The organism is Acinetobacter sp. WY4 (assembly GCF_018438165.1).
GTDB lineage: Bacteria > Pseudomonadota > Gammaproteobacteria > Pseudomonadales > Moraxellaceae > Acinetobacter.
This window is the reverse complement of record NZ_CP053947.1, coordinates 2,794,186-2,818,676: the sequence shown is the minus strand read 5'-3', so window position 1 is coordinate 2,818,676 and position 24,491 is coordinate 2,794,186. Positions and strand designations below refer to the sequence as shown.

The 24,491-nt window shown below is 44.2% G+C and carries 21 protein-coding genes and 1 pseudogene; 10 read left to right on the top strand and 12 right to left on the bottom strand.

The window, feature by feature from the left end:
* Positions 1 to 94: 94 nt before the first annotated feature.
* Positions 95 to 553, bottom strand: coding sequence for an ABZJ_00895 family protein (locus G4D73_RS13200; RefSeq protein ID WP_004646142.1), 459 nt, complete (start codon positions 551 to 553; stop codon positions 95 to 97).
* Positions 554 to 1,027: 474 nt separating this feature from the next.
* Here G4D73_RS13200 and G4D73_RS13195 point away from each other — a divergent pair.
* The 3 genes and pseudogenes from G4D73_RS13195 to G4D73_RS13185 all read left to right on the top strand — a co-directional run bounded on the left by G4D73_RS13195 (position 1,028) and on the right by G4D73_RS13185 (position 7,006).
* Positions 1,028 to 2,280 (top strand): annotated as a pseudogene (locus G4D73_RS13195) (exonuclease SbcCD subunit D).
* An 8-nt stretch (positions 2,281 to 2,288) separates the two neighbouring features.
* Positions 2,289 to 5,894, top strand: coding sequence for an AAA family ATPase (locus G4D73_RS13190; protein WP_213686941.1), 3,606 nt, complete (start codon positions 2,289 to 2,291; stop codon positions 5,892 to 5,894).
* A 5-nt stretch (positions 5,895 to 5,899) separates the two neighbouring features.
* Positions 5,900 to 7,006, top strand: coding sequence for an acyltransferase family protein (locus tag G4D73_RS13185; protein ID WP_213686940.1), 1,107 nt, complete (start codon positions 5,900 to 5,902; stop codon positions 7,004 to 7,006).
* Positions 7,007 to 7,037: 31 nt separating this feature from the next.
* Here the strand turns inward: G4D73_RS13185 and G4D73_RS13180 are convergent, their stop codons facing one another.
* Positions 7,038 to 7,727 (bottom strand): YggS family pyridoxal phosphate-dependent enzyme, encoded by a 690-nt coding sequence (locus tag G4D73_RS13180; protein ID WP_213687758.1) that lies wholly within the window; start codon positions 7,725 to 7,727, stop codon positions 7,038 to 7,040.
* 123 nt (positions 7,728 to 7,850) lie between these two features.
* On the opposite strand from G4D73_RS13180, the gene G4D73_RS13175 reads away from it, so the two are divergent.
* Both G4D73_RS13175 and G4D73_RS13170 read left to right on the top strand, forming a co-directional pair.
* On the top strand, positions 7,851 to 8,888 hold the full coding sequence (locus G4D73_RS13175; RefSeq protein ID WP_004279279.1) for a type IV pilus twitching motility protein PilT: 1,038 nt from the start codon (positions 7,851 to 7,853) through the stop codon (positions 8,886 to 8,888).
* Positions 8,889 to 8,918: 30 nt separating this feature from the next.
* Complete coding sequence (locus tag G4D73_RS13170) at positions 8,919 to 10,040, top strand: PilT/PilU family type 4a pilus ATPase (RefSeq protein WP_071850213.1); 1,122 nt, start codon at positions 8,919 to 8,921, stop codon at positions 10,038 to 10,040.
* Positions 10,041 to 10,109: 69 nt separating this feature from the next.
* On the opposite strand, the gene fur is transcribed toward G4D73_RS13170, so the two are convergent.
* Positions 10,110 to 10,547, bottom strand: coding sequence for a ferric iron uptake transcriptional regulator (gene fur, locus G4D73_RS13165; RefSeq protein ID WP_004279276.1), 438 nt, complete (start codon positions 10,545 to 10,547; stop codon positions 10,110 to 10,112).
* 112 nt (positions 10,548 to 10,659) lie between these two features.
* On the opposite strand from fur, the gene G4D73_RS13160 reads away from it, so the two are divergent.
* Positions 10,660 to 11,058, top strand: coding sequence for an outer membrane protein assembly factor BamE (locus G4D73_RS13160; RefSeq protein WP_004279275.1), 399 nt, complete (start codon positions 10,660 to 10,662; stop codon positions 11,056 to 11,058).
* Between the two features lie 100 nt (positions 11,059 to 11,158).
* Here the strand turns inward: G4D73_RS13160 and G4D73_RS13155 are convergent, their stop codons facing one another.
* The 9 genes from G4D73_RS13155 to G4D73_RS13115 form a co-directional block, all read right to left on the bottom strand.
* Positions 11,159 to 11,491: an RnfH family protein gene (locus tag G4D73_RS13155; RefSeq protein WP_005251162.1), complete on the bottom strand. Its 333-nt coding sequence runs from the start codon at positions 11,489 to 11,491 to the stop codon at positions 11,159 to 11,161.
* Positions 11,491 to 12,570: a hypothetical protein gene (locus tag G4D73_RS13150; protein WP_213686939.1), complete on the bottom strand. Its 1,080-nt coding sequence runs from the start codon at positions 12,568 to 12,570 to the stop codon at positions 11,491 to 11,493. Before G4D73_RS13150 ends, G4D73_RS13155 begins: the two co-directional genes overlap by 1 nt.
* A gap of 143 nt (positions 12,571 to 12,713) precedes the next feature.
* Positions 12,714 to 13,169, bottom strand: coding sequence for a bacteriohemerythrin (locus G4D73_RS13145; RefSeq protein WP_004646133.1), 456 nt, complete (start codon positions 13,167 to 13,169; stop codon positions 12,714 to 12,716).
* Positions 13,170 to 13,444: 275 nt separating this feature from the next.
* Positions 13,445 to 14,293, bottom strand: a complete 849-nt coding sequence (locus G4D73_RS13140) for a class II glutamine amidotransferase (RefSeq protein WP_004730575.1) — start codon at positions 14,291 to 14,293, stop codon at positions 13,445 to 13,447.
* A gap of 131 nt (positions 14,294 to 14,424) precedes the next feature.
* A complete protein-coding gene (gene argB / locus G4D73_RS13135) occupies positions 14,425 to 15,333 on the bottom strand; it encodes an acetylglutamate kinase (RefSeq protein WP_005104791.1) in 909 nt (302 codons plus the stop codon).
* A 10-nt stretch (positions 15,334 to 15,343) separates the two neighbouring features.
* The gene (locus G4D73_RS13130; protein WP_213686938.1) at positions 15,344 to 16,762 is read right to left on the bottom strand and encodes a phosphomannomutase/phosphoglucomutase; all 1,419 of its coding nucleotides are present in this window, start codon (positions 16,760 to 16,762) and stop codon (positions 15,344 to 15,346) included.
* Between the two features lie 385 nt (positions 16,763 to 17,147).
* Positions 17,148 to 17,600, bottom strand: a complete 453-nt coding sequence (gene dut / locus G4D73_RS13125; RefSeq protein WP_005247107.1) for a dUTP diphosphatase — start codon at positions 17,598 to 17,600, stop codon at positions 17,148 to 17,150.
* A gap of 47 nt (positions 17,601 to 17,647) precedes the next feature.
* Positions 17,648 to 19,687 (bottom strand): UvrD-helicase domain-containing protein, encoded by a 2,040-nt coding sequence (locus G4D73_RS13120; RefSeq protein ID WP_213686937.1) that lies wholly within the window; start codon positions 19,685 to 19,687, stop codon positions 17,648 to 17,650.
* A gap of 137 nt (positions 19,688 to 19,824) precedes the next feature.
* Positions 19,825 to 20,478: an OmpA family protein gene (locus G4D73_RS13115; RefSeq protein WP_004646124.1), complete on the bottom strand. Its 654-nt coding sequence runs from the start codon at positions 20,476 to 20,478 to the stop codon at positions 19,825 to 19,827.
* A gap of 252 nt (positions 20,479 to 20,730) precedes the next feature.
* Here G4D73_RS13115 and G4D73_RS13110 point away from each other — a divergent pair, with 252 nt between their 5' ends.
* The 4 genes from G4D73_RS13110 to minD all read left to right on the top strand — a co-directional run bounded on the left by G4D73_RS13110 (position 20,731) and on the right by minD (position 24,491).
* Positions 20,731 to 21,672, top strand: a complete 942-nt coding sequence (locus tag G4D73_RS13110) for an acyltransferase (protein WP_213686936.1) — start codon at positions 20,731 to 20,733, stop codon at positions 21,670 to 21,672.
* Between the two features lie 2 nt (positions 21,673 to 21,674).
* The gene (locus G4D73_RS13105; RefSeq protein WP_213686935.1) at positions 21,675 to 22,739 is read left to right on the top strand and encodes a preprotein translocase subunit SecA; all 1,065 of its coding nucleotides are present in this window, start codon (positions 21,675 to 21,677) and stop codon (positions 22,737 to 22,739) included.
* A gap of 159 nt (positions 22,740 to 22,898) precedes the next feature.
* Complete coding sequence (gene minC, locus G4D73_RS13100) at positions 22,899 to 23,612, top strand: septum site-determining protein MinC (protein ID WP_004279260.1); 714 nt, start codon at positions 22,899 to 22,901, stop codon at positions 23,610 to 23,612.
* 66 nt (positions 23,613 to 23,678) lie between these two features.
* Positions 23,679 to 24,491, top strand: a complete 813-nt coding sequence (minD, locus tag G4D73_RS13095; protein WP_005096033.1) for a septum site-determining protein MinD — start codon at positions 23,679 to 23,681, stop codon at positions 24,489 to 24,491.

Below are 24,491 nucleotides of genomic sequence, written 5' to 3'. Positions count from 1 at the left end.
TTTTAAACCAAGAAGATCTTTGTAGTGGAGAATTTGTATCTTTCATCATTCAATTAATTTATGAAGATCGGGTCACAAAATGATTCATCTATATTCACTGAGGCGAATGGCCAAACATTTTCTCTGCCATACGCTGGGCCTGCTTGCCATAAAACCAGTACGTCAGTAGATATAGTGGAATTGCGATCATCAGGAACATGATCAGCACAATACTCATAAATTGTGGCTGCTGTAGATACAGCAAGAAGTCCTGCCAGGCATTCGGATTGGAACGGGTGGCGATGACAATACCGAGCAACAGAAATAATAAATTATAGCCCCAGTAAATCAGGCTAAAACCGAGGGTGAATTTTTTACGCTCTGCCTGGGTCGGCGCACGTTTTTGCTGTTTTAGAAATTTAAAAAGCACCCAAATCATGGCCACCAGATACGGAACAATCGTCAAGACTGCACCCATGCCCATCGGCAGCAAGGCTGCCAGTACACCGCAAATACAAGTAAAAATAAAACATATAACGAAAAACCAGATAAAATAACGACTTAGCGGCAACATATGCATGACTCAGTGATCTTCAACAAGCTAGTATAAAAAAAATCAGGTTTTTTTTCATTTTATTGTCAACCATCCACTATAGGGTGACGTTATATAGGGTACAAGGTACAAAAATTTGGACTGGCATCCACGAATTTTTGCTGACCTTTAGAGCTAAAGCAATAAGTCCAGTGTACAGGGAAATTTTGAATAGCAGCCAAAATCTTCATGTAACACAAATTTGACCGACGATTTCATCATCACTCGAATCGTCGGTTTTTATTTTTTAAAATTCCTATTTTTTTAAAAGCCTGATGGATTGCATGACTTTTCGATGTCTGATGATTTGGATGCGATCATCCAGTAATTTCCATACTGATCAAAATAAATTCAGCTTAAACATCACCAACAATTCGCTGAAATATCGTTTTACAAGTAGATTTTTACCTGTGCTTTTTCCTATAGTAGCAAGGCAGATATCTTGGGGTTCATTACATGGCAGTTCATTTTCTTCACACTTCCGATTGGCATCTGGGACAATTTTTCCATAACCATGACCGTGAATTTGAACATGCACAGTTTTTGACTTGGCTACTTGAGCAAATTAAAACAAAGCAGCCGCATGCTCTGCTGATTGCCGGCGATATTTTTGATGTGATCAATCCAGCTTCCAGTGCGCAAAGACAACTATACCAGTTTCTGGCCGACGCCCACGACCTGGCGCCACATATGCAGACCCTGATGATTGCAGGCAATCATGATTCCGGTTATCGGATTGAACAGGTTGAACCCTTGCTGGCCAAATTCAATGCCAAAGCTGTGGGAATGGTAGGCCGCACTGCAGAAAATACCCTGAACCTGGATCGTCTACTTATTCCTATTTATGATCGGGATAAAAATATCATCGCCTGGTGTCTGACCCTACCCTATTTACGCAGTGCCGAAATTACCGGACTGAATGAACATACCAGCAATAACCAGAACGCGATCAGTTATCTGCATCAACAACTGATTGCCGAAGCCAAAGCCCGCAAACAGCCACATCAGGCACTGATTTTAATGTCACATGCGCACATGCAAGGTGGTGAGACCTCGGACTCCGAGCGTCCGATTATTGTCGGCAATGAAGAAGCCCTGTCGACGGCGCTGTTTGATGACGTGATTGATTATGTCGCGCTGGGGCATTTGCATAAACCACAAAAAGTCGGTCAGCCGCATATTCGCTATAGTGGCTCTCCGATTCCGCTGTCATTTAGTGAGATTAATTATAAGCATCAAATAGTTGAAGTCAGGATTGATCCCGAACAAAACCCGGAAAACCGCTTTCAGTACGATGCCTTAAGCATTCCGCGTACTGTCGAGCTGTTCCGCATTCGTGAAAAGCTGGAAAATTTAATTACTACAATTCAGGCCTTGCCTGCCGGAGAAATCGAGCAGCTTTCTGCACGGCATTTTCTGGAGGTGGAATACAACACTGATGCGCCGCCTCCGGTGGACCTGCGTCAGCAAATAGAACAGGCCCTACCTGCTAACCGTTACCGACTGCTGCGCATCAGCCGGATTTATCAGCAACAGGCCGACCTTAGTTCAAGCCAGTCTAAAATTGATCTGGCACCCCTACCCCGGAATCGCTATTTTTCAATATCTGGAAAAAAATGGGCTATGAGCAGGATCATTCGGTACAAAGGGATTTTCAGGAATTACTGAATGAAGCCCAACACGAACTTGCACAAAAACAACAAGCCTAGGATGAGCCATGAAAATTTTACGTCTAAGTCTTCATAATCTGGCCTCCCTCACCGGCACTCATCATATTGATTTTGAATCGAGTCCTTTGGCTCATGCCGGGCTGATTGCCATCACCGGCAAAACTGGTGCCGGGAAATCCACCCTGCTCGATGCCATGTGCCTGGCGCTATATAATGAAATCCCCCGCCTAAAAGGTGCCACAGGCAGCCTCAAAGATACTGGCGGTCAGGATGTGTCCATCAAGGATTCCAAGAATATTCTGCGCCGTGGCTGCGTGCATGGTTTTGCCGAACTGGAATTTATTGCACTCGACAGCAAACGCTATATGGCACGCTGGGAAATTAAACGGGCACGCCAGAAAGTCGATGGCAATCTAAAAGTAGACCGCTACGTCAAATGTCTGGATGATGACACGACACTGACGCAAAAAATATCGGAAGTCACCCCCCTCATTGAAAAACTGGTGGGCTTAAGTTTTGAGCAGTTTACCCGCGCAGTTTTATTGGCACAGTCGGAAGTTGGTGCCTTTCTTAAAGCCAAAGATAATGAACGCGCAGACTTGCTGGAATATCTCACCAATTCACAGATTTTCAGTCTGGTTAGTCAGAAAGCTGCAGAGAAATTCAGCGAAGTCAAAAACAAGCGCAACGATCTGGAAAAGCTGATCGGGCATATTGAAATTCTGTCTGAAGAAGACATCAGCGCTTTACAACAGCAGCAGAGCTCTTTGTCTTTACAACTTCAGAATTTGCAGCAATCAGAAAAACTACTGGAAAATGAGAAACAATGGCATCTGGACCGACATAAACTCTATGCAGAAGTCCATGCAAAAAAAGAAGTCTACGAAGTACAGCAGGATGCAGTAAATAAGTCTGCAGGACAGCAACAGCTACTGGAGCAACTAGATGAATTCCAGTCGATCCGGGATCAGTTTGTCAGTCGTACCCGTCTAGCCCCTCAAAAAGAGCAGATTCAGCACCAGCACACCCAATTTACGCTGGAATTTGAAAAACTTAAGCAGAGCTTTGTAGCAGAAGAAGCCAAACTCACCGCCTTACAACAACAGCAACAACAGTTTCAGCAGAACTTCAAAGGCCTGAAACCGCATCTGGAAGCAGGTTTAAGACTGGATCATGCAATTGATACGGTATCAGAGCAGTACAAAAAACTGCATGCAGAGCAAAGCCAGTTTCAAACCCTTCGTCTACAGCCTTTAGAAGAACAACTGCAACAGCAACAACAGACTTTGAATCAACTACAAGCTCGGCAAGAAAAGGTTGCACAGCAATTGGCTGAATCTGGCTTTTTAAATGTGCTCGATCTGGAACCGCAAAGTACCTTGCAACGCATACAAGACTTTATGCGTCAGTATCAGCAACTGCAGCAACAGAATCCGGATAGCCTGAAGCAGCCTTTGCCTGAACTAAAAAAAACCGTTACAGCACTTTCAGGAAATCTGAACCAGTGGATACAACAGCATCATAGTCTGGAACAGCTGGAAGAGCAGCTCAAAACCATTCAGGAAGTGCGTCAGCAACGTCAAGCGGAACAGCGTCAGCTCGACCTGCTGCAACAGCAGGTACAACAAATCGTTCAACAATCACAAGAATTTGAACAACTGCAATCTGCTGTACATAGCCAACAGCAGCAACTGAAAATGCAGCAAGAGGCCGAACAGGGGCGGCATCAGCAGATTCAGGCTGGACAACAGGCCTATGAACACCTAGAACAAATACTAGCCCAGCAACGTTTATTGCATGCGCAAAGTGTGCAGGATCTTCGTGTCCAGTTAAAACCGGATGAGCCATGCATGGTCTGTGGAAGCCCAGCCCATCCTTTTGTCGATGCCGCCCATGAACGTCTGGAACAGAGCCTGAGCCAGTTACAGGAGCAACAGTTACGACAGGCAAAACAGCAGCTCGATCAGCAACTGCAATCTCAGCAGCAGCAACGCATTGAAATATCCAAAGCACAAACAGTAATTGAGCAACAGCAAGAGCGTTGCCAGGTCCTGCAAAACCAGATTCAACAATCCTCTGCTGACTGTAAATCTCAACTACTTAAACTGGAAGTGGTTACCGAGCAGCACCATGATCTTCCTACATTCATCCAGTTACTGGCGAATCACACTCAAAGTCTGTTCCAGCAGCTAGAACTGTCACAACAGCAGGAACAACAGCTCCAGCAACAATTACACCAATGGCGTCAACAACAGCAGCAATTGCACCAATTACAACTGGCTCTACAGCAACGTCAGCAACTCGACCAGCTGATACATCCAGTTTTAAGCGTACTGCCCGAGCAGTACCAGTCACAGCCACCTATGCTCTCCTTACCTCAGTTGCAGCGACAATTAGAGCAGCGTATGCAGCACTTGGCAGTACAAAAGCAGCTGGAATCTGACCTGCATCAACAGCAGCAGATATTGGAAAAGAGCCAGTATCAACTACAATTAGAACAGCAAAATTTTGCTCAATTGAGCCAGTCTGTAGAGCAGTTGATTCAGCAAGGCAAAGACCTGCGTCAACAACTGGCTGAACTGACCCAAGAACATGCAGGACAAGTCTACCGTGTCGCTGCAGAATGGCGCGATGCACTAGAGCTACAAGCCAAGACCTTAGAGCAGACTTTAGAACAACAGCGTCAATGCACGGCGCAGGCCGAAAAACAGTGGCATCAAACCCACTTAAAACTGCAAGAATTTATCAGCCAACTTCAGCAGATCGATCAGCAATTGGCTCAATATCAGCAATATATTCAGGCATGGCAAGCAGCACATCCTCAAGTGACGGCAGCTCAAATTGAACAATGGCTCAGTATTGATCTGAGCAACCATCAACGCATTCGTCAGAATCTGGCCAACCAGAAACAGGCACTCGAAAATGCCAGAACAGCCTGGCAATTACTTGAAGAACAATATCAGGCCCATTTAAAACTACAGCCAGAACATGAATTTGAGAAAATTGAACAAAAACTTGGCATGCTGCATCAGGAAAAAATAATGCAGCAGGAAGTGCTCAATGAAACTGATGCCAAACTGCGTATGAATGCCAATAATCAAAACACCTATGCCAAATATCAGCAGCAAATTGAGCAGATCAAAGCCGAAGAATACCGTTGGGGTCGTATTTACGACCTGATCGGACATAAGGAAGGTACCAAATTCCAGAAAATTGCCCAGGAACATCATCTGGATATTCTGGTGGAATATGCAAATCAGCAGTTGCAACCGTTGGCACCCCGCTATCAGTTACACCGTATTCCGGATAGCCTGAGTCTGGCGATTATTGATCTGGACATGAATAGTGAAGTCCGCCCTGTGCTGTCCCTATCGGGGGGTGAAACCTTCCTGGTTTCATTGGCTTTGGCTTTGGCGATTGCCAATATGGCCTCCGGCTCCATGAAACTGGAATCACTGTTTATTGATGAAGGTTTTGGTACGCTAGATCCTGCTTCGTTACATATGGTGATGAATGCACTGGATCATTTACAAAGTCAGGGTCGTAAAGTTGTATTAATCTCGCATGTGCAGGAAATGCATGAACGTATTCCGGTACAGATTCAGGTCAAACCGGTTGGTGCAGGTGCAAGTACCATTCAGATTATAGGCTAAGGATCATGAACACTGCCCCGGACAAGCTCTCGCACTATTTCAGCCTACAGCTTGAGAGCCTACGGGGTATCAGTGCCATTGTGGTGTTATTCAGTCACTGCTTTCAGGCATTTATTGCGCCTTTCGATACCAGCATTTATTCATGGATACGCCTGCTTGGGCAGGCTGCAGTCATGATTTTCTTTGCCTTAAGTGGCTATCTGATCGGCTATTCAATCCAGTACAACATTCATCAGCATGGTCAGTTCAATCTGCACCATTATGCCCGACAGCGTGGCCGCAGAATTTTACCGCCCTTTCTGTTTGCCATGGGGTTGACCCTGGTTTTATATCTGCTTGCTCCACTATTATTTACCAGCCACACGCATGCTTTTCAACACAGTTTTGGCATGATGATCCGGACTGACTATAGTATAGACATGATGGAGTTTGTTGGCTCGCTGCTATTTTTGAATGGCTTTGTGACGCCAACGGTTTCAGCCAATGCTGCGCTCTGGAGTCTGAGCTATGAAGTGTGGTTTTATGTGCTGGCCGGATTCTTACCTTTTTTAAAAAATTCGGAAATCGCCAAAATCGGTTTTTTTATGGTTCTGGCTATACTATCAGTACTGAACATCCAGTTTTTTATTTATTTTCTGGTCTGGCTCACTGCCTTTGCTTGTTCATTTCGATATATCCAGCTACCTTTTTTAAACCGCTTACAATCAGTCAAATTAGCCCTATTCGGCTTAGCATTTCTAATCGCCTGTTTTGATGCTTACCAGTTTCAGGTGATTGATGAGGCCCAGCAATACCGCGCTGCGAATTTTGCCCCTTTTAATTTCTGTGTGGGTCTGGCCTTTAGCTGCTGGCTGGTACAGCTCCAGCATCGACGCAGTCATTATCATCCGGTCTGGGTTCAATCCGCAGACTTTTCCTATACCTTGTATGTCACCCATTTCCCATTACTTTTATTTATTTTGGGCTGTATTCCGGCAACTTTGGCCTATGGTCTGGGCGGAGCAATTATAGCTTTGCTTGCCAGCATGTGCAGCTTAATAGTTTTTGCCTGGTTAATGGCCAAATGGCTCGAACCAGCCAGAAAAAAAGCGTTATCCAATACCCTGCGATAACGCTTTGCTGCAAAAAACTGACATTAGTAGTTTATACATCTTTTTTAGGCCGTGCACCAAATAGGGCTGTGCCAACACGAACCATAGTAGAACCCGCAGCAATCGCTTCGGTCATATCCCCAGACATGCCCATACTTAAAGTATCCCAATCTTCAGGGTGTGCATGCTGAACTTTGACTGCATCAAATAAAACTTTGGTATCAGCAAAGGCTTGAGGATTATTCGGTGCAGGAATCACCATCAGGCCACGTAAACGTACATTCGGCAGTTGGCTGATTTGTGCCACCAGTTCTGCGACTTCTTCCGGCTGGCAGCCATCTTTGGTATCCTGGCCATCAATATTCACCTGAATACAGATATTCAGTGCGGACTGATTATCTCCACGCTGATTTGATAAACGCTCGGCAATAATCAGGCGATCGACTCCATGTACCCAGGCAAAATTTTCCGCCAGAGCCTTGGTTTTGTTGCGCTGCACATGACCAATAAAATGCCATTCAATCTCCAGCTCTTTCAGTGCCGTGATTTTTTCCAGTGCTTCCTGCAAATAGTTTTCACCAAAAGCACGTTGCCCTGCCTGATACATCTCTGCCAGCACGCTACTCGGCTGGGTCTTGGAAACGGCAAGCAGTTGCACCGCATCTGCTTCGCGGCCGGCCTCAACACAGGCAGTTTCAATTTGCACTAAAACCTGATTTCGTGACTGTTGCAACATATTCATTGATGGGGTTCTCATTTCATTCATCTTTTTTCCCCTTGCCCATGAACTAAGTGTTGGTTAAGCTGTGGGAAAGCCTTATTATTCTATCAAAATAATTAACATTTTAATGAACTCGGGGACCTTATGGATATCACAGAATTGTTGGCATTTTCTGCTAAAAATGGTGCGTCGGATTTACACTTGTCTGCGGGCTTACCGCCAATGATTCGTGTCGATGGGGAGGTTCGTCGCATCAACCTGCCAGCATTAGAACACAAAGAAGTGCATAAACTCGTTTATGACATCATGAACGACAAACAGCGCCGTGATTTTGAAGAAAATCTGGAAACTGACTTTTCTTTTGAAGTGCCTGGCGTGGCGCGTTTTCGTGTCAACGCATTTAACCAGAACCGCGGTGCCGGTGCGGTATTCCGTACCATTCCATCTAAAGTCCTGACCCTTGAAGATCTGGGCATGGGACAGATTTTTAAAGACATCTGTGAATATCCACGTGGTCTGGTACTGGTGACAGGTCCTACCGGTTCGGGTAAATCAACCACCTTGGCGGCGATGCTGGACTATATTAATGACAACCGCTATGACCATATTTTAACAGTCGAAGACCCAATCGAATTTGTGCATCAGTCGAAAAAATGCCTGATCAACCAGCGTGAAGTGCATCGTGATACGCATGGCTTTAATGAAGCGCTACGTTCAGCACTGCGTGAAGATCCGGACATTATTCTGGTCGGTGAGATGCGTGACCTTGAAACCATTCGTCTGGCGTTAACTGCAGCAGAAACCGGTCACTTAGTATTTGGCACCCTGCATACCACCTCAGCGGCCAAAACCATTGACCGTGTGATCGACGTATTCCCTGCTGAAGAAAAAGACATGGTACGCGCCATGTTGTCTGAATCCCTACAAGCCGTAGTTTCACAGGCTCTACTGAAGAAAAATGGCGGCGGGCGTGTGGCGGCGCATGAAATCATGATCGGTATTCCTGCGATCCGTAACCTGATCCGTGAAAACAAAGTCGCACAAATGTACTCAGCAATTCAGACAGGCGCCAACTATGGCATGACTACGCTGGATCAGACCCTGAAAACACTGGTGTCCAAAGGTTTGATCAGCCCGCAAGTTGCACGTACTGCAGCAAAACAGCCAGAAGCATTTTTATAAAAAAATTGAATTGTATTGGGGTTTATATACATGGATTTTAACGGCTTACTCGATTATATGGTGGAGAAAAAAGCATCGGATCTGTTCATTACTGCCGATGTCGAACCGTCCATCAAGATTAATGGGCAGATTTTACCGATTGGTTCAGTAAAATTACCCGGTGCGGCAGTAGGACAACTGCTCCATTCCATCATGACCGAAAAGCAGCGTAAAGAATTTGCTGACAGTCGTGAATGTAACTTTGCCATCAGCACGCCGGATAAAAGTGCCCGCTTCCGTGTCAGTGCCTTTCAGCAACGAGATCAACCGGGGATGGTGCTGCGTCGGATTGAAACTGTTATTCCCACGATGGATGAACTCAAGTTACCGCCGATTCTAAAAGAACTGGCGATGACCAAACGTGGCATCATTATTTTTGTCGGGGCAACGGGTACCGGTAAATCAACCTCGCTGGCGTCTTTGGTCGGTTATCGTAATGAAAATTCCAAAGGTCATATCATTACCATTGAAGATCCGATCGAATTTATTCACCAGCATAAGGGCTGTATTATCACCCAGCGTGAAGTCGGCATCGATACTGATTCATTTGAAATTGCCCTGAAAAACACCTTGCGTCAGGCACCGGATGTAATTCTGATTGGTGAGATCCGTTCACGTGAAACCATGGATTATGCGATTGCCTTTGCCGAAACCGGTCATCTGGTCTTTGCTACCCTGCACGCTAACAACGCTAACCAGGCGATTGACCGGATTATCCATTTCTTCGAAGCAGACCGGCATAATCAGCTGTTTATGGACTTGTCCCTAAACATGAAAGCGATTGTGGCACAGCAACTGATTCCAACCATCGATGGCAATGGTCGCCGCGCTGCCATTGAGATTCTAATTAACTCGCCACTGATTGCCGACTTGATTCGTAAAGGTGATGTGCATGAGATCAAGGATCTGATGAAGCGTTCCCGTGAACTGGGCATGCAGACCTTCGATCAGGCGCTGTATGATCTGTATAAAGCCAAACAGATCAGCTATAAAGATGCACTGAAACATGCGGATTCACCCAACGACCTGCGTTTGCAAATCAAACTGTCAGAAGAAGGTGGCAGCAATTTATTGCGTGCACATTCCAATATCACCTTTGACGGTCAGTCCTGATCAGATTGAGCGCATAAAAAAACAGGCTTCCCATGAAGCCTGTTTTTTTTGTTTGAACCAGAGCTCAAATTATTTTTTACGGAAAACTTCCTGACAGGCAGGCGCATCGCAGTAGCCATACAGATTCAGTGAGTGACCGGTTAATTCAAAACCAAATTTTTCAGCAACGTCATGCTGCTCTTTTTCAATCGTATCATTAATAAATTCAACAACTTTGCTGCAATTTAAACATACTAGGTGATCGTGGTGATCTTCCTGCATAATTTCAAAAACTGAATGATTATTTTCAAAATTATGACGTTCGATGATGCCCGCTGCTTCAAACTGCGTTAACACACGATACACAGTTGCTAAACCTACATCTTCGCCCTGATCGAGTAAAGTCTTGTAAATATCTTCCGCACTTAAATGATGTTGTTTTGAATTTTCTAGTAATTCTAATATTTTAATTCGTGGAAGGGTAACTTTCAGCCCAGCTTTTCGTAAATCTTGGTTTGAAATAGTCATGTAAAAAGGTCTCTCAACAAAATCAAAGTTGGAATATGCAACAAAGTTTAGATGCAGTATGATCTATCCTTGGATCAAATGCATCATAATTAATTTGGGATAGTTTAGCAAAATGCAAAAAATCATGTTGACGTTATTCGTCACTTCATTGCTCGTCGGCTGTTCGACATTAGGTGTTTATAAAGTAGATATTCCACAAGGAACCCCTTTAACCCAAGCACAAGCCGCTAAAATTCAGGTGGGAATGAGCCATCAACAGGTGCGTTTCTTACTGGGCAGTCCAACAGTAAGCGATCCACTGAATCCTTTACGTTGGGACTACATCTATAACTATACCCCAGGAACCTACGCTAAAAAAGCCAAGATCCCGGCAGCCCAAGGCCAGCATTTGAAAATCTACTTTAACCAGTCTGGTATCGTGGAACGCGTTGAAGGTCTGGAGACAATTCCAGAATCTCAACCTGGCTTACCAGGATCAAAAGAAGCAATTTTAAATGCTCCTCCACTATAGCCGGTTTCTCATGAAAAAGCCCCTGAATCATCAGGGGCTTTTTTGATTAAGCTGATTGATTGAGCAGATCATTGAGGCTACTGCTCATTCAAGCCGCTTTCTATTCGGAAGATGGTTTCAGCTTTCTTAAAAGATTGCCTCTGGCATAACGACCCACAGGATTTTTCTCGGCGCGTTTACGTCGGATGTCTTTAGGATTGATGGTCAGTGGCCGATAAATTTCCACCCGATCACCTGCTGCCAGTTGCTGCTGATGATCTTGCAAGCGCACGCCAAAAATGCCCAGAGATAACGGTTCAGGCAATTCGACCTGCTCACGGATTCCACTTTGCTCAATCGCATCCAATGCTGTCATGCCGGACTGAAATGGCACGGCTAGATGAAATTGTTTTTCTGGCGTCGCATACGCCACCCAGATCATCGCCTCACTCATCAGATGAATTGTCCTAAGACAGCAATGATTGCCAGAATAATCCCGACCGGTAACACTACACGTACTGCAATACGCCAAATGTTATAAAACGCTTCAGAGCTGAAATTCATTGATTTACGCAAATGACTGATCTTCATGATCCAGCCGGCAAATAATGCATAGATCAAACAAATCAATAAGCCCCAGACGAGCAAGACCACATTGAAAATTGGGCTTAGATTTGGAATAGCCCAGATCAGCGTAACCGCAGCCACAGTCGCCCATTGAATCACAGGATGAAGCTGGCGTTGCTGTAACTGTTCACGTGCCATTTGCAGAATTAATGCGGCAGCTGCCACCATCGCTGCGACCAGAGTAAATGCAGGGATTTGTGCTTGCACGGCAAAGAAAGCAAATGCAATGACAGCAACGAGCTGCGCAATCCAGATCGGCAATACCGTCTTGCTGGCGACATCCTGTTGTTGTACAGCGCTCAGGCTAGACTGCCAGTACAAGCCCATGCCCAGACCACTTGCGACCAAAGCCAATACGGTGGCATTGCCCCATTCCGAGAACTCGACTGGTGTGACTTGCCATGCAGGTAGCGCCGTTCCCATCACATTGGCTAGAACCAGAGACGCCAGTACGCCAATCGTGGTAACAGCCAATAAAATTTGACGCGGTAGCAGTGACAGGGCCAACGCTACTATTGTCAATCCAATCAACAGAAGATTGGGTGCAAGATCAAGTGCAGCAATCGCCAGAACATTGCTGGCATTGTTCAGCATGGCACCTGCCAAAAACGGAATAAAGATCACACTTAACCAGCCGACAATACGCCATTTCTGTGACGCATCAGCTTCACGGGTCAGTGTCGACAGCGCCTGTAATGGCGTTGTTTTAGAGCGCTTGGCCAAAGCAATTTCCAAGTAGCAGACTGGAAGCGCCAGAATCAGCATGGTGGCCAACCAGAGCATCCAGAAATCCAGCTGACGATCAATCTGGATACCGGTTATCGGTGCGAGCGTCGCGATGATAATAAACGATAAACAGAAAGCCATCAGCGGCGATAACCATTTTGACATAGCATTGTCCTGCATGATGCATTCCTATAAAAATCTAGCGCTATTTTGCCTTGTGAAGCGGTGAAAATCAAAAACAAAAAGCAAACCACCATGACAGTGATTTGCTGCGCAAAAATTATAATTAGATTTTAATTTTTGTTATCTCGTTACGTCTTTTATTATGAGAAGAAACGAGCGAACCAGTTTTTACCTGTTTTCTTTTCTTTTTCCTTGATGATGCCCATCATATTTTCTTTTACGGCACCGACATAATCGGCGTCATCGTGCTGAATATGGTTAATCAGCCATTTCGATAATACTTCGTGCAGTTCATGTTCAATCGACTGCCCCAGTTCAAAACGGTCACGATAAGATTCAATTTTCTTAATAAACAGGTCATGCACACGTTTATGCGGCACCCGATATTTATAGCCGGCTTCTTCCTGAAGAGATTCCTCAAAGGTGAAATGCGACTGGGTATAATCAATAATATTGTCGAGAATCTGTTTAATACGGGCACGCTCGGTATTGGCATCAATTCCATCAATTTCGTTGATATAATCGAGAATTCGTTTGTGCTGATCGTCAATCACATCGATACCAGTATTATAATCTGGAACCCATTTCATTTTCATTACGACCACCTATAAATATTAAGGACTTATAACGTGAAAATGAGCATATAGCGTATTGATTCAAATAAAAATGAAGCAAATTAGTCGGCTTTCCGCCTAAATCCGGCTTTTTCATTTTAAGTTTCTGTTATATATAATTAAAAATAATTTATCCTGAGTAAAAGGCTAAGATATTAATTAACCAAAATCCGCAATAAACCTTTATTTATTCTTAGATTTTTTCTTATTTTTTAAATATAAAAAAACGGAGTTTAAACTCCGTCTTTAATCGCATTTCAATATTGATCAGCTCGCGTGACGCGTTTTAAGGAAGGATCAAGACGTTCACGTTCCAGACGTTCAACATGCGTCAACTGAGAACGTACTTTCGCCCCATGCTGAAACAGGATCATTTCACCGGGCTGGAAGGCAGTCCATTCTTCATTCTGGGTCAATGGTTCAGTGGTAATCACTGCGACGCGATCTTCAGGGGTCGTGACCTGACTAAAGTCCACTTCGACATCAATATCAATCAGCTGAGCCGGTCTAAACGGGTATTCACGTACCAGCCAGTGGAGTTTAGTAATCGCATAGCTAAACAGCGCCTGACCATTCGACAGGCAGAAATTAAAGGTGCCATGCTCCGCGATTGCAGGTGAAATTTCAGCTAGAAGATCGAAAACCTGATCCAGTTTCGGCTCATGATAGCCAAAGCGTTTCACCAGTTGATCCAGCAGGTAACAGAAGGCACGCTCACTGTCGGTATTTCCGACTGGGGTAAAGCGCCCTGACAGTTCAGGAAAATAATCATATAAATCGCCATTATGGGCAAAAATCCATTGCCGCCCCCAAAGTTCACGGCTAAAAGGATGCGAGTTTTCCAGATTAATTTTGCCTTGGGTCGCTTTACGGATATGGGCAATCACATTGCGTGATTTGATTGGATAATTACGTACCAGCTCGGCAATCGGTGATTCAATCGCGGACTGGTTATCGACGAACAGACGGCAGGCTTTATCTTCAAAGAAAGCAATCCCGAAACCATCCGCATGATCAGAGGTAATGCCCGCCCGCTGGGAAAACCCGCGAAAAGAAAAAGTAATATCTGTCGGGGTGGCACAATTCATTCCGAGCAGTTGGCACATGGTCTGGTTTCAGCTCTCTATTTACTTAGAAGCTTATTGTGCATGACTGTCCCAGTCATTTCAAATAGGTGGCTATAAGAAATCCAAATAAAAAAGAGTCTCTATTGAGACTCTTTTTCGAAAAAATTGGCTTAAGAACGATGCGGATTGGCACGATTGGTAATGAGGGTGCCCACACCATGATCGGTGAAAATTTCTAGTAAGCTGGCATGAGGTACACGGCCATCCACGATATGTGCACTTACGACGCCGCCTTTTACCGCATCCAGCGCACAACCGACCTTTGGAATCATGCCGCCATAAATCACGCCGGTTTCAATTAAACGATCGACTTCTTGAGTGGTCAAACCAGTCAAAAGATTTTTATTTTCATCCAGTACACCCGTGATGTTAGTCAGCAGAATCAGTTTTTCTGCCCCCAAAGCTTCAGCGACTTTACCAGCGACCAGATCGGCATTGATATTATAGGTATTGCCTTCTTCGTCGACGCCTAGCGGGGCAATGACTGGAATAAAGTCACTATTGGTGAACATTTCCAGAACATCTGTTTTCACACCGACAACTTCACCGACCAGACCCAGATCAATTTGCTGAACCGAACCATCTTCAGCCACTTTTTCCATCAACAGTTTTTGTGCACGGATCAGGTTACCATCTTTACCGGTAAGACCAATCGCACGGCCACCATGCTGGTTGATCAGGTTCACGATAGATTTGTTAACGCTACCGCCAAGTACCATCTCGACCACTTCCATGGTCGCAGGATCAGTCACGCGCATGCCATCAATACGGTCAGATTCACGGCCCAGCTGTTTCAGCATGGAATCGACTTGCGGACCACCACCATGCACTACAATCGGATTAATACCGACGGTTTTTAATAATACGATATCACGTGCAAATGAACTTTCCAGTTCTGGATCAGTCATCGCGTTACCGCCATATTTTACCACCAGGGTTTTACCCGCAAAGCGTTGAATATACGGCAAAGCTTCTGTCAAAATCTGTGCTTTGTCGATGCCTGTTTGTTGATTTGGCATTCGCCTCTCCTTATTGAGCATCTAAAATGTCTTGAGCGATCTCTGGATAACGGTCACGCAACATGGCTACAAACAGATGACGAATTTCATTCAAACCTTGAGCATTATTGGCATCAAAGCGCACCGTGAAATACTCACCTGTATTGGATGCTCGAATGATGCCAAAACCATCCTCAAAATCAAGACGTATCCCATCAATTTTACTGATTTGCGCATGAATTCTTGCGGATTGCTGTTCAACGAAGTTTAAAAGCTCAACTGGACGCACTTGGCGCGTTGAAATATAAAGATCTTCAGTACCATGGCGTTTTGGATAGGCCACCAAGGCCTGCGCGAGAGTTTGCCCCGTTTGGTCGAGATATTCCATGACTCTGAGCGCTGCATAGAGTCCATCATCATAGCCCCAGCCGCGACCATCATTAAAGACATAATGTCCGGCATATTCCCCACCAAAAATGGCTTGCTGCTGAGATTGGTTCAGATATGTTCTGAGAAATGAACTACCGGTACGAATCATCACCGGTTCCCCGCCCAGACGTTGCACTGTATCGCGAACTAGAGTTGAACATTTCACATCATAAACAAATTGGCGTGGCGTTGAATCAGTGAGACAAATTTCGGCAAACAGGCATAATAACTGATCGGCTGTAATAATCTGACCATGTTCATCAACCAGAACCAGGCGATCGCCATCACCGTCCAAAGCAATACCGAGATCGGCCTGCTGCTGCATGACGGTTTGACGTAAAGTCTCAAGATGTTTGTCTTGCGAAGGATCAGGGGCATGATCCGGAAAATGTCCATTGGCCTCGCAACGTAAAGCAGTCACTTCACAGCCCATTTTTCTGAGTACCAAGTCGGCACAACGTCCGGCTGAGCCATGCAGACCATCCAGAATCACTTTAAATGAGCGCTTTAATTGAATATCTTCTAATATTCCCTGCTGATACTGCAGGCAAAACTCTGGAATAATCTGATGCGGCAGTTCAGCTAAAGTAATTAGCTGGCTATCGCAATGTGACTTTGCCAGTTGGGCCACCTGTTGAATCATCTCAGGACAAGGTGGTTCACCATCAATAATCCATTTAATACCATTATCTTCTTTAGGATTATGACTGGCAGTGACCATAATGCCATTGCCATCAAACTGGCGTGCGGTGAAATATAGCATTGGGCTGGAACAGCAGCCTACAATAGTGGCTTCCAGCGAATAATCTTTAAAAATACGGGCAATCGTGTCGGCAAAAGCCGGACTACTGATGCGTGCATCATAACCAATGGCGACACGTGTCTGTCCCGCAGTCTGATACTGCTGGGCTAAACCGTGGGCAATTGCATCAATGATCCCGGCACCTAATAGACTGACTTTACCGCGTATGTCATAGGCACGAAAGATATGCATGGGGAATGGATGATTCATAGATCCCATAAAACTGTCTTTTCACTATTCGTTAAAATAAGGAGATTTAAAATGATGATTTCATCATAATGACTTTAAACATTTGTTTTTGTTTTAAGACTCGCTATTTTTAAACGATTTCAATGTAACAATCAATTATAAAAATATAATCTACAACTTTAGAATTATAGGGTTCTTGTAATTAAACAATGTTTATTTAATTATATTTATTTTGAGTTTCATCTGATTAGATATTTGATCATTACATAAATTTTAGATTTAAATGGCTCTACTGAACTAGAAAATAGGGTTTTATTTTTAAATATATTTCAATCAGCTCATTTTTAATATCTGAATCACTTAACTAAAAAAAATGGCTTACATCCAGTTAATGAATGTAAACCATGATTAAAACTTAGTTTTTACCCGTATGACCAAAACCGCCAGCACCGCGTTCAGTCGCTTCAAATTCATTCACTAGATCGAATTCAGCCTGCACCACAGGAACCAACACATACTGTGCCAAACGTTCACCTGGCTCTAAACTGAATGCCGTCTGGCTACGGTTCCAAACGGATACCATCAATTCACCCTGATAATCAGAATCGATTAAGCCTACCAGGTTACCCAACACGATCCCATGTTTATGGCCTAAACCCGAACGTGGCAAGATCAGACCAGCAAATGCAGGATCTTCAATATAGATTGCTAAACCAGTTTTTACCAAAACCGTTTGGCCTGGTTCAATGATCGTAGTTTCTGTAACACACGCACGCAAATCCAGCCCCGCTGAACCTGTCGTAGCATAAGTCGGTAATGGCCATTCCTGACCGAGACGTGAGTCAAGGACTTTCACCTGAACTTTCATGTATTCATTCCTGTTGTTTCATTTAAAATAAGAGCAAGCCTTGTTTCTTATCGTTTGATAAGATTACGCAAATTATCAAGATAATGTTGGGCTTGTAATTTCGGATCGATGTTGCCTGCCAGCTTTTTCTTACGACCTAACCATTCCAGCTCATCTTCTGGTAATTCATCCAGGAAACGGCTTGGGGTCATTTGCTTCATCTGCCCGCCCGCCTTGCGTTGTTCTGCCAAAGTAATGGTCAAGCCCTGACGTGCACGAGTAATCCCCACATACATCAGACGGCGTTCTTCTTCGACGGTTTCCGCAGCGATCGAGTTTTTATGCGGCAGAATTTCTTCTTCCAGCCCAATCAGATACACATAAGGAAACTCAAGACCTTTGGATGCATGTAAAGTCAGTAAGTTGACTTTATCGGTGTCTTCTTCTTCTTGTTGCTGCTCCAGCATATCCAGCAGCACCATTTTACGAATTACACTTTCAATATTCTTTTCATCAACATCCTCAGCGCGGTTAATCAGGCTTTGAATGCTGCTGTAGAGCACTTCGATATTGTCGAGCTTGGTTTTTTCCTGCGCTGGCGTGGCTGCAGTTTCCTTGATGTAATCGATATAACCGGCTTCAATCATCATCTGGCGGATGATCGGCACTGGTTCATCATCATCCAGTAAATTGCGGGTAAAGCCCTCAATAAAATCGGCAAACTCGGCCAATTGGGTCGTGGCCTTTTTCGGAATCGCCATGGTCAGGCGCTGATCCGCTGCCGCAGCCAGAAGCGACAGATTATTTTCCTGAGCAAATAAGCCGAGCTTTTCCAGCGTTACCGGACCAATCGCCCGTTTTGGCGTATTGATAATTCGCAGGAATGCACTGTCATCTTCAGGGTTAATGATCAGACGTAAATAACTCATCATGTCCTTGATTTCGGCACGCGCGAAGAAGGACTGTCCGCCAGATAATTTATACGGAATCTGCATCTGACGTAGATGGGTTTCTAAAATACGCGCCTGGAAATTGCCACGGTACAACACCGCATAATCTTTCCAGCTTTTACCATTCATCAGCTTATGCGTGATCAGGTCTTTAACCACGCGCTCTGCTTCATCATCATCATTTCGGCAGGTAATCACACGGATCACTTCACCATGGCCTTTGTCTGACCAGAGCTTTTTATCAAAAATATGCGGATTATTGCCAATCACGGTGTTGGCTGCTTTAAGAATACGACTGGTCGAACGATAGTTCTGTTCCAGCTTGATCACTTTCAGATTAGGAAAATCCTGCTGCAAAAAAGCCATATTTTCCGGTTTAGCACCACGCCAGGCATAAATCGACTGGTCATCATCGCCTACCGCAGTGAATTGTCCCATCACACCGACCAGTAATTTCACCAGAATATACTGCGCCGTATTGGTATCCTGATATTCATCGACCAGCAGATAACGCACACGATTTTGCCATTTGTCACGGACTTCTGCATTTTCCTGCAGCAAGCGCGTTGGCATCACAATCAGATCATCAAAATCCACGGCATTATAGGCGCGCAAATTACGTTCATAAAGCTGATATAGATGCGCAAACTGCACATCTTCGGCAGTTTCACAGGTGGTATGGGCCTGCTCGGGCGGAATCAGATCATTTTTCCAGTCCGAGATCATTTTCATAGCTTTGGCAATCAGTTCTTTGCTTTCTGCACCAGATAAATTGTCACGCTGCATCAAATCCATCAGAATGCGCTTACAGTCGTCAGCATCCAGAATCGAGAAATTATTTTTCAGTGGGGTATGTTTCAACTCCAAACGCAGCATATTCAGGCCAAAAGTATGGAAGGTCGAAACTGAAACGCCTTTACTTTCTTCACGCGTCAACAATTTGCTGACACGCTCTTTCATCTCACGTGCTGCCTTGTTGGTAAAAGTCATCGCAGTAATACGATGTGCGGGAATCCCGCAATGCTTGACTAAATACGCGATTTTTCGCGTGATCACTGAAGTCTTGCCTGAACCCGCTCCTGCAAGTACTAACAAGGGTCCTTGAGTGTATTTCATGGCTTCAAGTTGCTTGTCATTTAACTGACTGGCGAGTGACATATGGCTTCCTCTTCTAGATTCGGCTCCGATTATAGTCATCTCTGCGTCAGTTGCCTAATTTAAAATACGATTAATCAGGTCAATATTCAGATATAAAAAAACCACCCGAAGGTGGTTTTTTCTTAAGCGTTCAAGAATTATTGAACTGCATATACCGCGATTTCTACACGACGGTTTTGTTCTTTACCCGCAGCAGTTGTGTTGTCTGCGATTGGGTTCGCTGAACCTAAACCTTGAGCATTAATACGTGTACGTGAAACACCTTGGCCTGCCAAGTAAGTCGCTACAGAGTTTGCGCGTGCTTGAGACAATGGCAAGTTAATTGAGTCATTACCCGTGCTGTCTGTATAACCAGTTACAAGAATACCGCTCTTGTTATCTTCGGTTAATACTTGCGCCACTTTGTTCAAAGTGCCATAGAAGTTTGGTTTGATATTTGATTTGTTGGTATCAAATGTAATGCTGCCCGGCATCACAAGGTTAATCGAACCATCTGCATTACGGTTAACGTCTACGCCAGTACCTGCTGTTGCTTGACGTAATTTTTTCTCTTTGTTATCAAGATACACACCCGCTGCACCACCTACCACAGCACCAATCGCTGCTGCACGGTTATTTTGACGGCTGGTATTCGCATTGCCTTTAGAAACACCGTAACCTGCTGCAGCACCAATTAAAGTACCTAGAGCAGCTTTATCATATTCCACACCACCGATGTTATTACCAGTTGATTGACAACCTGTAAGTGCTACGGCCCCTGCTACAGCTGCTGAAATGACTAGTGCACGCATCGCATGACTCCTTGTTGTATGCTTTGTTGTTAAGCGAGATAATGATTTAAATTGAATGGGCTAACCATTGAATTTTTGTTAATAATAAATCGTTTAGTAATATTTTGTAATGTTTATATGTAACTAAAACCAAGTAGTTCGTCACAATATCTTCATAGTTTCCTGTTTAGGCTTTTTTATTTGCCTAACTGTCTCTATATTACTCAAAATATGAAAAAATTTAAGTGATTAATCTCTGGGGACTGTTTGGATATGTCATCGAATAGCAACAAGCAACCGACTTTAAAAAAACTGGCGCGTGGCCTGACGGTCACATCCGTCATGACGGGCAGTACTTTTTTTCATGGTCCCCCGGTGCTGGCCTTGGGTTTAACCAAACTTTTTAAAAAATCCGCAAAAGTGGATGAAACCAATATCAAGATTACCAACAGCTGGTTAGGGGTCAATAATTGGCTGATTGAGCATGTGCTGAAAAACACGCAATGGCAAATCAGTGTAGATGAATCACTGGATTTGAATATGCAGGGACGTTATTTGATGACCTGTAATCATCAAAGCTGGGTCGATACTACTGTCAATCAGTACTTCGGTCTGACCCGTATGCCCCTGACGCGCTTCTTTACTAAATGGGAACTTATTTTTATTCCTTTTGTCGGTCAGGCTTTTAAAATCTTAGGCTTCCCGATGATGAAACGGCATAGCAAGGAACAGATTGCCAAAAACCCTGCGTTGAAATATCGGGATATGGAAGAAGCACGTAAATCCTGTGAACAGCTGATCAGTCAGCCTTTTACCCTGTTAAATTATCTGGAAGGCACGCGTTTTACCCAGGAAAAGCATGATCAGCAGCAGTCTTCCTACACACATTTACTGAAACCTAAAGCCGGTGGTCTGGCATTGGCGCTCAGTATTCTCGGCGATAAAATTGATGCGCTGGTCGACATGACCATTGTTTATCCTGACGGTATTCCGGGCTATGGTGAATTTTGGTTAGGTGAAGTACCACGTATTGCGGTAAATTTAAGAAAAATTGATATTCCTGATTGGGTACTGGGCGGCAATTATGAAGATGATGCTGAATATCGTGCACGTTTTCAAAAATGGATTGATCAGATCTGGACTGAAAAAGATCAGCTCATCGCACACATGCAGCAGAACTTTACCCAAGCCCCAGTCGGATCTGTAACCGAGTAATTATGAAGAACGACAACCCGGACATAACGTCCAGCTCCTTTAAATTTGTTCGTAAAGGAACCTGGGGCTGGAAAATTGCACTGATTTACGAAATTTTGATGATGGTTTTAATCATCATCAATCTGTTCTGTCTGAGTGCCAACGCCATTTTAATGAGCGATTTTGGTCAGTGGTTGTTTGACTTCATTCGCTTACCGGAAATTTTGCAGTTTTATAAAAGTGATTTACGCCCTTGGGTCATCATTACCGAGGGCTGGTTTACCACTTTCTTGGTCTGTGAATTACTGGCACGCTGGGTTATCGCAATTGTTCTACGTCATCATCGGCGCTGGTGGTTTTTCCCTTTTGTACACTGGTATGAAATTTTATCCATTATCCCTCAGCTACGTTTCCTGCGCCTGCTGCGTGCGGTCGCGATTGGCTACAACCTGCATAGCCATGGTTATAAAGTAATTCCCAATCGCTGGTATCGCCAAGGCAACTTTTATTACAACATGCTGATGGAAGAGCTTTCCAGCCGGGTGGTCCTGACCGTACTGGACGGCATCAAGCGTGAACTGACCACAAGCACATCACATAAACAGTTAATTGATGATCTGGTGGAACATCATCGTAAATTACTGGCCATTGCTTTGGCAGATATCTTGCAGGAATCTTTAGGCAAGGAATTACAGTCACAACGTTCCATGATCGCTAAAAATGTAGGGCAAGTAGTGAATCAGGCGATTGAAGACACTCCTGAATTGACCCAATTATTACGTTTGATTCCAATTGTGGGCAGCCGGATTGAACAGCAAATTCAAAGTATTGGTCAACGCTTGGGGGAAAATATCACGCAAGGACTGATTGAACCATTTACCCACACAGGTCAAAAAGAAAATCCGACTTTTACCCTAATTTCAGATAAAATCAGCCAGATTCAGATTGAACATAATCCACATATTGATAAATTGGTCGAATCGGCTGTTTTTGAAACACTTGAAGCAATCCGAAAACAGGTAAAAGTCAAACAATGGCAACAGATTTTAGAAGAACATGAGCAAAATCAGAGCTCAATAGATAAGTAAAGTTTAAAGTACAGAATCAGACTAATCCGTCCGGTCCTGTTCGCATAAAAAAATAACTGAGATCGCTAGAGAATTACTGCAATTTGTTCTAGGATTTGCACTATTTACAACATTGCTTCGACACAAAACCAGCACGTCAGAAGTATTTAAGGAAGAATTATGGCTGATATACGGATAAAAGGCAGAATGGTCAATGCGATACGCATTAGCTTAGATACCAATGATCATGATGCCATCCGCCAGCAACTTAGCCCAAAATTACAAGCAGCATTTCCACCCGGCACTTTGGCAGTCATTGAAAGTTCAGTTGAACAGGAACTCATTGCGCTGATTCAACTATTAATCAGTCTGGATGTACAGCCCATGGCTGTTACTGAAGGCTTACTTGGAGATCAGGCGCGCGCTATTCAGTTCCCGGTACTGCCACCTGATCGCCAGTTAGAAGAAGTTAAAGCCACCAAAGAACAGGTCGTGGAAGTTAAACCAGAACCTACTGCGGTGAGTGATGATCAAGCCCCTGCTGCCCCGATCGTCGCGCATATCACCTCATATCATGATGAAATCCTGCGTACCGGCCAATGTATCGTGCAGCATAATGGCGACATTATTATTAATGCCGGCATCAACAGTGGTTCAGAAGTGATTGCTTCGGGCAATATTCATGTCTATGGCAGCGCACGTGGCCGTGTCATTGCGGGCGCGGGTGGTAATACTGCAGCACGCATTTTCTGTCATAGCCTCGAAGCTGAACTGATTTCAATTGCAGGAACCTATTGTGTGGCGGATGACATTCCACCGCATGTAGTTAAAAAGTCTGTGCATATTTACTTGAATGATCAACTAGAGCTTGTATTTGAAGCTCTACAATTTTAATGTATAAATAAACACCAAAAACCCCATTTTAAACAGGGGATTTGAACCATAACAGGAGTGGATTCGGTGGCGAAAATTGTTGTCGTAACGTCAGGCAAAGGTGGTGTAGGTAAAACTACAACAAGTGCATCTTTTGCAACAGGTTTAGCCCTACGCGGTCACAAAACTGTTGTTATTGATTTTGATGTAGGTTTACGTAACCTTGATTTGATTATGGGCTGTGAACGCCGTGTAGTTTATGATTTTGTGAATGTTTTAAATAACGAAGCACGATTACAACAAGCACTGATTCGCGATAAAGATATTGAAAATTTATATATTTTACCTGCATCACAAACACGTGATAAAGATGCCTTAACCGATGAAGGTGTTGCTCGTGTAATGGATGAGCTTTCGCAGGAATTTGATTATATTATCTGTGATTCGCCTGCCGGTATTGAGCGTGGTGCTATTTTGGCCATGTATCATGCGGATGAAGCCATCATTGTGACCAACCCTGAGATTTCTTCAGTACGTGACTCTGACCGTATCATTGGTATGCTCGACAGTAAAACTAAAAAAGTAGAACAAAACGAAGGTCGCATTCGTAAGCATCTGTGTATTACCCGTTTCAATCCGGAACGTGCCGATAAACAGGAAATGCTGACGATTGACGATATTTCTAAGGATATTTTACGTGTACCGACCCTAGGTGTTATTCCTGAGTGTCCAAGCGTTTTACAAGCATCAAACGAAGGTAAGCCAGTGATTCTTTTCACTGAAGCTGCAGCAGGTCAGGCCTATGATGACCTGGTTGCGCGTTTCCTTGGCGAAGAGCGTCCTTACCGTCATATCGAGGTAAAACCTAAGGGCTGGTTAGCACGACTATTTGGAGCGTAG